The sequence below is a fragment of the Streptomyces sp. NPDC023838 genome, from assembly GCF_040639555.1.
GTDB lineage: Bacteria > Actinomycetota > Actinomycetes > Streptomycetales > Streptomycetaceae > Streptomyces.
This window is the reverse complement of the sequence record NZ_JBFAAD010000003.1, coordinates 317,536-331,396: the sequence shown is the minus strand read 5'-3', so window position 1 is coordinate 331,396 and position 13,861 is coordinate 317,536. Positions and strand designations below refer to the sequence as shown.

General features: G+C 72.8%; 10 protein-coding genes and 1 pseudogene. 3 read left to right on the top strand and 8 right to left on the bottom strand.

Features of this window, described 5'->3' with window-relative positions:
- Positions 1-11 precede the first annotated feature (11 nt).
- The gene (locus AB0G17_RS05800; RefSeq protein ID WP_361376012.1) at positions 12-1,772 is read right to left on the bottom strand and encodes a protein kinase; all 1,761 of its coding nucleotides are present in this window, start codon (positions 1,770-1,772) and stop codon (positions 12-14) included.
- A gap of 356 nt (positions 1,773-2,128) precedes the next feature.
- Here AB0G17_RS05800 and AB0G17_RS05795 point away from each other — a divergent pair, with 356 nt between their 5' ends.
- From AB0G17_RS05795 to AB0G17_RS05785, 3 genes are all read left to right on the top strand, one after another.
- The gene (locus AB0G17_RS05795; RefSeq protein ID WP_361376009.1) at positions 2,129-3,769 is read left to right on the top strand and encodes a protein kinase; all 1,641 of its coding nucleotides are present in this window, start codon (positions 2,129-2,131) and stop codon (positions 3,767-3,769) included.
- 316 nt (positions 3,770-4,085) lie between these two features.
- Entirely contained in the window at positions 4,086-4,427 is a 342-nt protein-coding gene (locus AB0G17_RS05790) for a hypothetical protein (RefSeq protein ID WP_361376006.1), read from the top strand.
- 85 nt (positions 4,428-4,512) lie between these two features.
- Complete coding sequence (locus tag AB0G17_RS05785; protein ID WP_361376003.1) at positions 4,513-5,040, top strand: bacterial proteasome activator family protein; 528 nt, start codon at positions 4,513-4,515, stop codon at positions 5,038-5,040.
- Positions 5,041-5,526: 486 nt separating this feature from the next.
- Here AB0G17_RS05785 and AB0G17_RS05780 read toward each other — a convergent pair whose 3' ends face one another.
- From AB0G17_RS05780 to pdhA, 7 genes and pseudogenes are all read right to left on the bottom strand, one after another.
- Positions 5,527-6,504 (bottom strand): NAD(P)H-quinone oxidoreductase, encoded by a 978-nt coding sequence (locus tag AB0G17_RS05780; RefSeq protein WP_361376000.1) that lies wholly within the window; start codon positions 6,502-6,504, stop codon positions 5,527-5,529.
- Between the two features lie 10 nt (positions 6,505-6,514).
- A pseudogene (locus tag AB0G17_RS05775) lies at positions 6,515-7,592 on the bottom strand (potassium channel family protein).
- A 232-nt stretch (positions 7,593-7,824) separates the two neighbouring features.
- Positions 7,825-9,162: a molybdopterin molybdotransferase MoeA gene (locus AB0G17_RS05770; RefSeq protein ID WP_361375997.1), complete on the bottom strand. Its 1,338-nt coding sequence runs from the start codon at positions 9,160-9,162 to the stop codon at positions 7,825-7,827.
- Entirely contained in the window at positions 9,159-10,010 is an 852-nt protein-coding gene (locus AB0G17_RS05765) for a DUF6457 domain-containing protein (protein WP_361375994.1), read from the bottom strand. Before AB0G17_RS05765 ends, AB0G17_RS05770 begins: the two co-directional genes overlap by 4 nt.
- Positions 10,011-10,192: 182 nt before the next feature.
- On the bottom strand, positions 10,193-11,551 hold the full coding sequence (locus tag AB0G17_RS05760) for a dihydrolipoamide acetyltransferase family protein (protein WP_361375991.1): 1,359 nt from the start codon (positions 11,549-11,551) through the stop codon (positions 10,193-10,195).
- On the bottom strand, positions 11,551-12,555 hold the full coding sequence (locus AB0G17_RS05755) for an alpha-ketoacid dehydrogenase subunit beta (RefSeq protein WP_361375988.1): 1,005 nt from the start codon (positions 12,553-12,555) through the stop codon (positions 11,551-11,553). Before AB0G17_RS05755 ends, AB0G17_RS05760 begins: the two co-directional genes overlap by 1 nt.
- A complete protein-coding gene (gene pdhA, locus AB0G17_RS05750; protein ID WP_361375985.1) occupies positions 12,552-13,700 on the bottom strand; it encodes a pyruvate dehydrogenase (acetyl-transferring) E1 component subunit alpha in 1,149 nt (382 codons plus the stop codon). Before pdhA ends, AB0G17_RS05755 begins: the two co-directional genes overlap by 4 nt.
- Positions 13,701-13,861 lie beyond the last annotated feature (161 nt).

Below are 13,861 nucleotides of genomic sequence, written 5' to 3'. Positions count from 1 at the left end.
CTCCCGCTGGGTCAGGGGACCTTGGGCGTGCTGCCGCCGGCGCTCTGACCCGCGGTCGTGCCGGTGGTGGTGCCCTGGTTCGTCCCCGCGTTGGTGCCCGCGGTCGTCCCCGTGGTGGTGCCCTGGTCCGTGCCCGACGTCGTCCCGGACGTCGTCCCCTGGTTCGTCCCCGAGGTCGTGCCCTGATCCGTCCCGGACGTCGTGCCCTGGTCGGTGCCCGAGGTCGTGCCCTGATCCGTCCCGGACGTCGTGCCCTGGTCGGTGCCCGAGGTCGTCGTCCCCTGGTTCGTGCCCGACGTCGTCCCGGACGTCGTGCCCTGGTTGGTGCCCGGCGACGGCGTGCGCTTCTTGCTGTGCTTGGGCGTCGGCGTGTACGGCGGCGGGTAGTCGCTGCCACCCGTCGTCGACGTCTGGTCCTGGCCGCGGCTGGCCTGGTCGTCGGGGCTCGGCGACGTCTCCGACTCGTCGGACGGCGACGGACTGTGGGAGATCGCCGGCTTCTTCGGCGTCTCCCCGCCACCCTTCTTGCCCGCCGCGTTCACCGCGAACGCCACGCCCGCCGCGATCGCGATCATCGCGAGCACCACGAACAGGACGATCTTGCCCCGGCCGCTCGAAGGGCGTCCGTTGCCGTTGTAGCCGCCGTTGTTGTAGCCGTTGTAGCCGCCCGAGCCATAGCCCCCGTCGTACCCGCCGTCGTCCGGGTTCATCGGCGGCAGGATCGGGCCGCGGAACTGCGAGGTCTCCCCGTGCACGGGGTGGCCCATGGCGCTGGTCGGCGTGGTCATGCCCATGGGAGCGGTGTGGGCGCCCTCGTGCATGACCTCGACCGGACCGGTGTTCCAGGTGCCGGTGTGGCCGCCCTGCGCCTGGAGCATCTGCAATCCGTACTGGACCAGGCCGCGCATCTCCTCGGCGGACTGGAAACGGTCGTCCGGGTCCTTGGCGAGAGAACGCATGACGAGGCCGTCGAGTTCCGGCGGCGCCACATCGGCCACCTGCGACGGCGGCACCGGCGTGTCCTGGACGTGCTGGTACACCACCGACAACGGTGTCTCGCCGGTGAAGGGCGGGCGCAGCGCGAGCAGTTCGTACAGCAGGCAGCCCGTCGCGTACAGGTCGGAGCGGTGGTCGACGGCCTTGCCGAGCGCCTGCTCCGGCGAGAGGTACTGCGGCGTGCCCATGACCATGCCGGTCTGCGTCATCGTCGACTGCGCGCCGTGCAGGGCGCGCGCGATGCCGAAGTCCATCACCTTCACGGCGCCGCTGTGCGTGATGATCACGTTGGCGGGCTTGATGTCGCGGTGCACGATGCCGTGCTGGTGCGAGTACGCCAGCGCCTCCAGGACCCCGGAGACGATGATGAGCGCCTGCTCCGGCGGCGGCGCGTCCGCCTGGACCAGCAGGTCACGGATGGTGCGGCCCTCGACCAGCTCCATCACGATGTAGGGGACGGTCCGGCCGCCCACCACGTCCTCGCCCGAGTCGTACACCGCCACCACCGCGTGGTGGTTGAGCCCGGCCACCGACTGGGCCTCGCGCGTGAAGCGGGCCTTGGACACCGGGTCCTCGGCGAGATCGGCGCGCAGCAGCTTGACGGCGACCGTACGGCCCAGGCGCACGTCCTCCGCCGCGAAGACCTCCGCCATGCCGCCCCGGCCGAGCCGGTGCGTCAGCCGGTAGCGGCCGTCACCGACGAGTCCGCCGACCCACGACTCGTGGTCCTGCGCATCGGGCATCCCGGCGCCGTTTCCCTCGGGTTCGGGTGCCATCAGTCCTCGCCGTCGTGTCTGGCCGCGTCCGCGGTGGTTCCTTACGGTCTTACGGTTGTGCAGTAGTGCACGCTACAGCGTTCGTCCAGGGCACCGGTTCGGGATGGACCGGCCATCCAATCGGTTCCGCGTGTACCCATGCAAATTCCATGCGATTCCTGTAACGCTTACGAGACGCTTGTTGCGCGTACGGTCACGGAACGGGCACCCGGCTTGACGTGTCGACCGCCTCCGGCAGACTTGGCCCGGCTGCATCTCCCGGGGGGCGACCCCCGGACCCCCGGCAGGACACCCACCGGGGATCCCGCACGCCGCGAAGAACAGTGGACCACCGGCACCCAGGGGGATGCACAGTCATGAGCCAGGACGGCGCACAGGGCCGCTATGCGGGCGGCTCCATCGCGGGCGGGCGCTACCAGCTGCGCGACCTCCTCGGCGAAGGCGGCATGGCCTCGGTCTACCTGGCGTACGACGCCGCGCTGGACCGCCAGGTGGCGATCAAGACCCTGCACACGGAACTCGGCCGGGAAGCGTCGTTCCGCGAGCGCTTCCGCCGCGAGGCCCAGGCCGTCGCCAAGCTCCAGCACACCAACATCGTGTCGGTCTTCGACACCGGTGAGGACGAGCTGGGCGGCGCGACCATGCCGTACATCGTCATGGAGTACGTGGAGGGCCAGCCGCTCGGCTCGGTGCTGCACAGCGACATCCAGCAGTACGGCGCGATGCCCGCCGACAAGGCCCTCAAGATGACCGCCGACGTGCTGGCGGCCCTCGAGGTCAGCCATGAGATGGGCCTGGTCCACCGCGACATCAAGCCCGGCAACGTGATGGTGACCAAGCGCGGCGTGGTCAAGGTCATGGACTTCGGCATCGCGCGCGCCATGCAGTCCGGCGTCACCTCGATGACCCAGACCGGCATGGTCGTCGGCACCCCGCAGTACCTCTCGCCCGAGCAGGCGCTGGGCCGGGGCGTCGACGCCCGCTCCGACCTGTACTCGGTCGGCATCATGCTCTTCCAGCTGCTCACCGGCCGGATCCCGTTCGACGCGGACTCGCCGCTGGCCATCGCGTACGCGCACGTCCAGGAGGAGCCGGTCGCGCCGTCCTCCATCAACCGGTCCCTCCCGCCGGCCCTGGACGCGCTGGTGGCCCGCGCGCTGAAGAAGAACCCGAACGAGCGCTTCCCCAGCGCGGCCGCGATGCGCGACGAGATCGCCCGTATCTCGGCGAGCGGCCAGACCGCCGCCGCGCCCGTGATCACCGGCGGCGGCCCGGTCCCCAGCGGCCAGGGCGTCGGCTCGACGGTCTTCCCGCCGCTGGACTCCTCGGCCCAGCCCGGCTACCAGGGCAGCGTCCAGACCCCGTACCAGGCGAGCCCGTACGGCCCGCCGACGCCGGCCCCGACGCCCCAGCCCTCGTACGGCTACCCGCAGCAGCAGCCGATGCAGCCGCAGGCGATGCAGCAGCCGATGCAGCCGCAGGGCGCGATGCCCGCGCAGCACACGCCGCCGCCGTACACGATTTCCCCGAGCACCCCGGCCGCCGCGGGTTCTTCTTCGAAGAAGAACACCCCGCTGATCGTCGGCGTGGTCGCCGTGGCGGTCCTCGCGGTCGGCGGCCTGGTCGCGGCGCTGGTCATGAACAACGGGGGCGACTCGGACTCCGGCGGCGACAGCAAGAAGTCCGGCGAGAACGTCGCGGGCCACAAGGGCCCGGAGCGCAGCCGGACGCTGGACCCCACCAAGTGCACCAGCCCCCAGAAGTCGCCCCTGGACCCGTCGAAGGTCCAGGCACCCGACTTCTCCTACAAGGACATCCTGTCGGTGAAGTCCTGCATCCAGGCGGCGGGCTGGAAGGTCAACACCACCGTCGTGGACAACGGGCAGTGGGGCCAGGACGTGGTGGTGACGCAGTTCCCGGCGGCGGGCGTCGACGTCGACCCCAAGGGGGCCCAGTTCGACCTGACGCTGTCGTCGGGCAACCCGCCGCAGCAGTAGCCGCAGATGTAGCCGCAGAAGTAGCCGCAGCGGTAGGGGACCCGGGCGGCGCACACCCGGGTGACGCACCCGGGATGCCTGGCGGGTCGGCGCATGTGACGCTGACTCCATGGCTTCAGGGCTCCGGGCACGGCTCCGGACACTCGGCGTGGGCGCCGCGCTGGCGGGCCTGCTGCTGGCGGCCCCGCCTGCCATGAGCCGACCCGTTATGAGCGGACCCGCCGTGACCCGGCCCGCCGTGACCCGGCCCGCCATGAGCCGACCCGTTATGAGCGGACCCGTTACGAGCCGACCCGTTACGAGTCAGCCGCCCGTCATGACCCCGCTCGCGTACGCCGAGGACCCGGCGCCGGACGCCGCCCCCTCCTCCCTGGACCAGCGGTTCGCGGGCAACCGGGCCGGAGAGGGCCGGGCCCGGCCGGGCCGCCCGCCGGGGACCCTCCCGTACGTACCGGACGAGTCGGCGCAGCCGATCGCCGACGCGTTCCGCTCGCCCCCGCCGCCCCCGAGCGCCCAGCCGGCGGTGGCCGGCAGGAGCCGGCCGTCGCGGATGTCCACCACCTCGGACCTCCGGGTCCACGTCCTGTCGATGGGCGCGGGCTTGACCCTGACGGGCCTGGGCCTGGGTTTCCTGGCCCTGCGCCTGCGCCGCCCGTAACGCATTGCCCCTTTTCCGGGGGGTGGATCACGTCTCCCTGGGGGCACAACGTGAGGTGAGGCACGTGTGCGAGAGAATGGGCGGCATGGAGATGCCGAGGAACGAACAGTCGCCGGACAGCCCCCACATCCTGGTCGTCGGACAGGACGGCATGGCCATCGGCGGCGGTGACGACGAGTCGCGCGAGGTCCCGGTGACGGAGATGGTCGAACAGCCTGCCAAGGTCATGCGGATCGGCAGCATGATCAAGCAACTTCTGGAAGAAGTACGCGCGGCTCCTCTGGACGAGGCAAGCCGCGTACGCCTGAAGGGCATCCACGCCTCCTCGGTCAAGGAGCTGGAGGACGGCCTGGCCCCGGAACTGGTCGAGGAGCTGGAACGCCTCTCGCTCCCCTTCACGGACGAGGCGATCCCCTCCGAAGCGGAACTCCGCATCGCCCAGGCCCAGTTGGTGGGCTGGCTGGAAGGCCTCTTCCACGGCATCCAGACGGCCCTGTTCGCCCAGCAGATGGCAGCCCGAGCCCAACTGGAACAAATGCGCCGCGCCCTCCCCCCCGGCACCTCCCACGACGACGAGGAAGGCCCGGGGATGCGGTCGGGCCCGTACTTGTAGGAGGACCCGTACGTGTAGGAGGAGTGAGGCGGGGGCGGGGCTGCCTGCGGGCTTGTGGGGCCGGGGGCAGCGCCGCGCGCTGTGGGTGGCAGGCGGGGTGCTGGGGGCAGGGGGACTGCGGCCTGGGCCCCACGCGCAACTTGTGCCGCCAGGGCGCACGGCCTGGAGGGCCATCTCCGCCTCCCAAGCCACCTGTGACGCGCCGGTGTACGGCCTGGGCCCCAAGCCACTTGTGCCGCCAGGGTGCACGGCGAGCACCACGATCCCCCTGAGGGGCGCGGGGAACTGCGCGACCAGCCCCCACCGGCCCGCAGCCGTCGCACACAAGCGGGGTGCAGGGGCGCAGCCCCACCAGGGGTGCAGCCCCGCCAGGGGTGCCGGGGCGTAGCCCCCGCCCAGCGGTCCGGGGACGGAGTCCCCGGGAACCCCCTCCCCCCCCCACCCACCCCCACCCCCGGAGGGTTTGGGGAAAGGGCGGGGAGGGGCTCAAACCACCAACAAAACCTTCCCCACGTGCTTCCCCGCCTCCAACACCCGATGCCCCTCCGCCGCGTCAGCCATCCCCAGCACCCGATCCACAACCGGCCGCACCCGCCCCGCAGGGACCAGCGGCCACACATGCTCCCGAACCGCCGCCACGATCGCCGCCTTCTCCGCCGCCGGCCGCCCCCGCAGGGTCGTCGCCGTCACAGCGGCCCGCTTGGCCATCAGCGCCCCGAGGTTGAGCTCACCCTTCACCCCGCCCTGCATCCCGATGACGGCCAACCGCCCGTTGACCGCCAACGCCCGTACGTTCCGGTCGAGATACTTCGCCCCCATGATGTCGAGGATGACGTCCGCCCCGGCCCCGTCCGTCGCCTTGCGGACCTCCTCCACGAAGTCCTGCTCGCGGTAGTCGATCAGCACGTCCGCGCCCAGCTCCGCGCACCGCGCCAGCTTCGCGGGCCCACCCGCCGTGACGGCGACCCGCGCCCCCACCGCCTTGGCCAGCTGGATCGCCATCGTGCCGATCCCGCTCGCACCCCCGTGCACCAACAGCGTCTCGCCGGGCCGCAGATGGGAAACCATGAACACGTTGGACCACACCGTCGCGACCGCCTCCGGCAGCGACGCCGCGACCGTCAGCTCCACGCCCTCCGGCACCGGCAACAGCTGCCCTACCGGCACCGCCACCTTCTCCGCGTATCCGCCGCCGCTCAGCAGCGCGCACACCTCGTCGCCCACGGACCACCCGGACACCCCGGGCCCCAGCGCGACGATCCGCCCGGAGCACTCAAGGCCCGGATACGGCGACGCCCCCGGCGGCGGCTCATAGTGCCCCTGCCGCTGCAGCACATCCGCACGGTTGACGGCCGCCGCCGCCACCTCGACGAGGACCTCGCCCTCGCCCGCCACCGCATCGGGCACCTCGGCCCAGACCAGCGCTTCGGGACCACCCGGCTCAGGAATCGTGATCGCATGCATGCGACCGACGCTACTCCGCCACCCCCTCCGAGGCCGCCCCGCCCGCCCGTACGATCGTGATCAGCCGGTCCGTCAGCTGAAGCGGGCTGGCCCGCACGTCGTCGTACGCCAGCAGCCGGTGGCCGCGCAGCACACTCACCGTGAGTTCCTCGGTCTCCCGGACCCCCCGCCCCACCTCGCTCTTCTTCACCGGCCGTTCGACGATGTCGAGCCCGCTGCCCTGCTGGATCAGGTCCTCCATCACCGTGCCCGCGCTCGGGCTGAGCACGGACAGCCCGAGCAGCCGCCCCGCCGCGCTCGCGCTCGTGATCACCGCGTCCGCCCCGGACTGCCGCAGCAGAGACGCGTTCTCCTCCTCCCGCACCGCCGCGACGATCTTCGCCCCCCGGTTGAGCTGGCGTGCCGTCAGAGCGACCAGCACCGCCGTGTCGTCGCGCTGGGTGGCGATCACGATCTGACGGGCCTTCTGCAGCTCGGCCCGGAGCAGCACATCACTGCGCGTGGCGCCCCCGATGACCCCGACGAACCCCTCCGCGTTGGCGGCCTCGACCACCTTCGCGCTGGGGTCGACGATCACGACCTGCTCCTTCTTCAGCCCGGTCGCACACAGCGTCTGGATCGCCGCGGCCCTTCGTCCCGAAGCCGACGACGACGGTGTGATCTCGCAAGTTCGCCTTCCAGCGCTTGAGCCACCACTCCTCCCGGGTCCGCTCCGTGAGGACCTCGAGAGTCGTACCGACCAGGATGATCAGAAAGAGCACGCGCAACGGTGTCACCAGGAGGATGTTGGTGAGCCTGGCGCTGTCGCTGTACGGGACGATGTCGCCGTAACCCGTCGTGGAGAGCGTGACGGTGGCGTAGTAGGCGGCGTCCAGCAGGTCCAGAGCGCTGTCGGCGTTGTCGTGGTAGCCGGAACGGTCGATCCACACGATGAACGTGGTCAGCACCAGTACGCCGAGCGCCATCAACAGTCGCTTGCCGACCTGCCGCAACGGCCGGTCAACCACTCGCCGCGGCAGCTTCACCCGCCGGATGACCAGGTTCTCCCCGGCCTGCCGGGCGATCGCGTCCTGTCCGGGCAGTTTCACGTGAAACGCCGTTGTCGCGTGCAGGAGTTGGGGCACGCATGACGGGTCACACGACGAACCGGGTGGAGGTGCGGACGGAGACCAGAGTGAAGGTGCGGGCAGGGGCCCAGGCGGAGGTGCATGCGTAGCCCCGGGCGGAGGTGCATGCGTAGCCCCGGGCGGGATGTTTCACGTGAAACACCCGCTCGCAACACGGGACTTGAGCATCCAGGGGGCTGGGAGGCCGCACGTTTCACGTGAAACGCCCGTCGCCCGGCCCCAGTTGACCCCACGGCAGATCCAGGACCTCGACCTCCTGCCCCGCCTTCGCTCCGCCGGGCGGGACCACCGCCAGCCCGTCCGCCGCCGCGATCCCGCGCAGCATCGCCGGGCCGTTGTAGTGCAGCGGCACCACCCGGTCGGCCCGGTGCACCACGGGCACGAGCCGGGTGTCGTACGGATGCCCGTGCACCTCGTCGCGCAGCGCGGCGGTGTACGGGCCGGTGGACGCGGCACCGCCCGCGCGCCCCGCGAGCTCCCGCAGCAGGGGCTCGGCGAGCGTGAGCAGCGCGGAGACGGCCGCGAGCGGATTGCCCGGCAGCCCCACCAAGTGCTTCCCGGCGGCGCTCCGGGCCAGCAGCATCGGATGCCCGGGGCGCACGGCGACCCCGTCCACGAGCAGCTCGGCGCCCATCGCCCGCAGCACGGGGTGCACATGGTCGACGGGCCCGGCCGCCGTACCGCCGGTCGTCACCACCAGGTCGGCCTGCGATCCGGTCACGGCCGCCAACAGCACCTCGGCGTCGTCCTTGAGCCGCCGGGTGGCGACGACCTGCGCGCCGAGCATGCGCAGCCAGGGCCCCAGCATCGGGCCGAGCGCGTCCCGGATCAGCCCCTCGTGCGGCAGCCCCTCGGCCAGCAGCTCGTCGCCGAGGACGAAGATCTCGACGCGGGGCCGTGGCACAGTGCTCAGCTCGTCGTACCCGGCGGCCGCCGCCAGTCCCAGGACAGCCGGGGTGACCAGCGTGGACACGGGCAGCAGCTGGTCGCCCGAGCGGCACTCCTGGCCGCGCGGACGGATGTCCTGCCCGGTGACGACCTCCCGCTCGGCGTGGAGCAGCGCCTTGGCCTCGTCCGTACGGGCGTGCTCGCTGCGGATGACGGCGGTCGCCTCGGCGGGGATGCGCGCCCCAGTGGCGATCCGCACGGCCTCGCCGTCCGCGAGGGGAACGGGCGCGGTGTGCCCGGCGAGGATCCCTTCGGCCGCGCCCCGGATCCGCCAGGGCCCCGGGCCCGCGACGGCCCAGCCGTCCATGGCGGAGGTGTCGAAGGAGGGCAGATCGGTGAGGGCCGCGAGGGGGGCGGCCAGCGTCTCGCCGAGGGCCTGGGCCAGCGGCACCGCATGGCTGCGGCGGGGCGCCGCCCGTCCGGCCGCGACGGCGGTGTCCCTGGCTTGGTGCCAGGGGACGGCGCGGTGGCGGGGGCGGGGCCCCGGTGCGGGGCCGGGGGCGGGGACGGGAGCACTCACGAGGGCCAGCGCCTCCTCCACTCCGTCGTCGACGGGCGACACGGACGGTTCGGCGCCGGTCATGGGTTGAGCTCGTCCTTCTCGGCGGCCCACCGGTTGGCGAGGGCGGCGGCCTTGCGAGCCGCCTCGGCGACGTCGGCGCCCTCCCCGCCCGCCTTGGCGGCCGCGTAGCCGACCAGGAAGGTCGTGAGCGGCGCGGCGGGCCGGGCCACGCCGTGGGCGGCGTCCCTGGCCAGGTCGAGCAGCACGCCGGTGTCGACGTCCAGCTCGATGCCGAGTTCGTCCTTGACTGCGGTGATCCATTCGTCCAGCACGTTCCCATGCTCCCTGATCCGGGCCCGGGCCGCCGCGATGTCCTCCCAGGTGTCGCAGTCGAACGAGGCGAGCGGCTGGGGGGCGGGGAGGTGGGCGAGGTCGAGTTCCCCGGTCAGCAGCCGCAGGGGGAGCCCGCCGAGGCCGCCGTGTTCGGCCGTGAGGAGGGCGAGTTCACGGCGGAGCGGCTCGGTCCGGTAGACGGCGACGAGCGGCTGTGCCCGCCCGCTCTCGTCGACGCACAGGACGCCTTCGCGCGCGCCCGTGCCGAGCGTGTCGAGGAGGGACGCGACGGTGGGCGCACCCAGGAAGGGGAGGTCGGCGGAGAGCGCGAGCACCGAGGGGGCGGTGGTCAGCCGCAGCCCGGCGTCGAGCGCGGCGAGGGGCCCGCCACCGGCCGGCTCCTCCCGCGTCCACACCACGGGCCGCGCCGTGGTCCGGCGCCCCCCGACCACCACGGTGACCCCGGCCCCGGCGCAGGCGGCGAGCACACGGTCGAGCAGCGCCCTGCCTCCCACCCGCACCCCGGGCTTGTCCACCCCACCGAGCCGCCGCGCGGCCCCTCCGGCGAGCACGATGGCGTCATAGGGGGTCGTCATCCCAGCAGTATGGGGCGCTCGGGGTACGAGAGGCATCGCCCGGGGGCAGGCGGCAGCGCACCCGGGCACGGGGGTGGGGTAGCGGCGTGTCTCCGCTACCCCCGCCCGGCCACAGCTGCGGTTACGACCACAGCTATGGCCCATCTACGGCCACAGCCGCATCCGCACAGCCGCAGCTACAGCTACAGCGACCGCAGCAGGACCGCTGGCTGCTCCACGCAGTCCGCCACGTACCGCAGGAAGCCGCCCGCCGTACCGCCGTCGCACACCCGGTGGTCGAACGTCAGCGACAGCTGGACGACCTGACGTACCGCCAGCTCGCCCTGGTGTACCCACGGCTTGGCCATGATCCGGCCCACTCCGAGCATCGCCGCCTCGGGGTGGTTGATGATCGGGGTGGACCCGTCCACCCCGAACACCCCGTAGTTGTTCAGCGTGAAAGTGCCTCCGGTCAGGTCGCCGGGCGTCAGCGCGCCCGCCCGGGCCGCCTCGGTCAGCCGCGAGAACTCCTCGCTCAGCGACGCCGCGCTGCGCGCCTGCGCGTCCCGGACGACCGGCACGACGAGGCCCCGCTCGGTCTGGGCGGCGAAGCCCAGGTGCACCGCCGGCAGCCGCACGATCTCCCGCGCCGCCGTGTCCACCGTCGAGTTGAGCTCGGGGTAGCGGTCGAGGGCCGCCGTACAGATCCGGGCCAGCAGAGCCAGTACGGAGATCTTCGGACCCCCCACCGCGTTCATCGCGGCTCGCGCCGCCATGAGTTCGGTGGCGTCCGCGTCGACCCAGCACGTGGCGTCGGGGATCTCGGTCCGGCTGCGCGCCAGCTTGTCGGCGACCGCGCCCCGTATCCCGCGCAGCGGTATCCGCGTCCCGGCGGTGGCGGAACCGGCCGCCACCGGCACGGGCCCGGGCGCCGCCGTGACGGGCTCGGCCGCCACCCGCAGCGCCGACTCCACGTCGGAGCGCAGGATCAGCCCGTGTGGCCCGGAACCGGTCAGCTCGCGCAGGTCCACCCCGTTCTCACGGGCCAGCTTCCGTACGAGGGGCGAGATGACGGGCACGGGGCCGCCGCTCGCCGCACCGGACGCGGTCTGGTTCGTGGCCGCCGGAGCAGCGGCGCGCGCGTGGTCCGGCGCGGCCTTCGCCGGGGGCGCGGACGGCGCCACCGGGGCGGCGGCGGGCGGCGCGCCCACCGGCGCCGGGCGCACCCGTCGCCGCCGCCGTACGGCCTCGCCCGTCCCGTAGCCGACCAGCACATTGCCGGAGTACTCCGACGACTCGGCCTCGGCCGCCTCGGGCGCGCCGACCGCGACGGTCAGCAGGGGCGCACCGACCGGCAGTTCCGTGCCCTCCTCGCCGAACCGCGCCGTCACCACGCCCCCATAGGGGCACGGCACCTCCACCATCGCCTTGGCGGTCTCGACCTCGACCACCGGCTGGTCGATCGCCACGACGTCGCCCACCGCCACCAGCCAGCGCACGATCTCCGCCTCGGTGAGGCCCTCGCCGAGGTCCGGCAGCTTGAATTCCAGGACCTTGGGCATCAGCTCTCCGCCTCCCACTGCAGTCGCGCCACCGCGTCCAGGACCCGGTCCACGCCCGGCAGGTGGTGCTTCTCCAGCATCGGCGGCGGGTACGGGATGTCGAACCCGGCGACGCGCAGCACCGGCGCCTCCAGGTGGTGGAAGCAGCGCTCGGTGACCCGGGCCGCTATCTCGCCGCCGGGGCCGCCGAATCCGGTCGACTCGTGGACGACGACCGCCCGGCCCGTACGCCGCACCGAGGCGCACACCGTCTCGTCGTCGAAGGGCACCAGCGAGCGCAGGTCGACGACTTCCAGGTCCCAGCCCTCGGCCGTGGCCGCCTCGGCCGCCTCCAGGCAGACCGGGACGGAGGGCCCGTAGGTGATCAGCGTGGCGCTGCGGCCGGGACGGCGCACGACCGCCTTGCCGATCGGCGCCACCTCGGTGGGCGCGTCCGGCGACCACTCGGCCTTCGACCAGTAGAGCCGCTTGGGCTCCAGGAAGACGACCGGATCGTCGGAGGCGATGGCCGCGCGCAGCAGCCCGTACGCGTCCTCGACGGTGGCGGGAGTCACCACATGCAGCCCGGGGGTCGCCATGTAGTACGCCTCGGAGGAGTCGCTGTGGTGCTCGACCCCGCCGATCCCGCCCCCGTACGGCACGCGCACCACCAGCGGCATGCCCATGGCGCCGTTCGTGCGGTTGCGCATCCGGGAGACATGGCTGATCAGCTGCTCGAACGCCGGGTAGGCGAACGCGTCGAACTGCATCTCCACCACGGGCCGCAGCCCGTACATCGCCATGCCGACCGCCGTGCCGAGGATCCCGGCCTCGGCGAGCGGGGTGTCGGTGCAGCGGTCCTCGCCGAACTCCTTGGCGAGCCCGTCGGTGATCCGGAAGACCCCGCCGAGCGTGCCCACGTCCTCTCCGAGGACATGGACCGAGGGGTCCTCGGCCATCGCGTCGCGCATGGCGCGCTGCAGCGCCTGCGCCATGGTGGCGGGCTTCGCCGCGACCGTGGTCATCGCTCCCCCTCGTGCTCGTCCTCGTGCGCCGCCAGCTCGGCCCGCAGCTGGGCTTCCTGCTCGCGCAGCTGGGCCGTCTTCTCGGCGTAGACGTGCGCGAAGAGGTCCATGGGGTCAAGCTCCGCGTCCGCATTCATCCGCTCGCGAAGAGCGGCGGCCATCGTCTCGGCGGCGTCGGCCGCGGCCTGCTTCCCGCTGTCATCGAGGAATCCGCGGCTGGTCAGCTCGGCCTCCAGGAGCCGGATCGGGTCGTGGTCGCGCCACGCCTCCACTTCGGCGTCCACCCGGTAGCGGGTGGCGTCGTCGGCGTTGGTGTGCGCCTCGATCCGGTACGTCACGGCCTCGATCAGCGTGGGACCCCCGCCTCGGCGGGCGCGCGCGACGGCGTCGGCCAGCACTTCGTGGACCGCCGCCGCGTCGTTGCCGTCGACCAGCCGGCCCGGCATCCCGTACCCGACGGCCTTGTGGGCGAGGGAGGGGGCCGCGGTCTGCTTGGCCAGCGGCACCGAGATCGCGAAGCCGTTGTTCTGCACGAGGAAGACGACCGGGGCCTGCCAGACGGCCGCGAAGTTCAGCGCCTCGTGGAAGTCGCCCTCGCTGGTGCCGCCGTCGCCGACCATGGCGAGCGCCACCACGTCGTCGCCCTTGAGGCGGGCGGCGTGCGCCAGGCCCACCGCGTGCGGCAGCTGGGTGGCGAGGGGGGTGCACAGGGGGGCGATGCGGTGCTCGTGCGGGTCGTATCCGGTGTGCCAGTCGCCGCGCAGCAGGGTAAGGGCCTGTACGGGGTCGAGTCCGCGGGCCACGGCGGCGAGGGTGTCCCGGTAGCTGGGGAAGAGCCAGTCCTGCTCCTGGAGCACCAGCGCGGCCGCGACCTCGCAGGCCTCCTGGCCGGTGGAGGACGGGTAGACCGCGAGGCGGCCCTGCTTGGTGAGGGCGGTGGCCTGCGCGTTGTACCGCCGGCCTCGGACCAGCTCCGCGTACAGCCGCAGCATCAGGGCGCGGTCGAGCGGGGCGTCCGTGCCGAGCACGCGGTACGGCTCGGGGTCCGGGAGCAGCGGGGCGGGGTCGGTGCGGGGCCTCCAGGCAGGGGGAGGGGTGGGCCGGTAGGCGGCGGCACCGGCACCGGGCAGCTCTTGGACCGTCATGACGAAGCACCTCCTCGTGGGAGCGGGAAGGAGGCACGACAGTGTGATGCGCCTCACCTACCGATTGTTCGGTCGAGAGCGCATTTTGGCTACAGGCACCGCGAGCCTGTGGACAAACGGTTCTGCACAGCCTGGGATAGAGACAGGTCGTCCATGCTAGG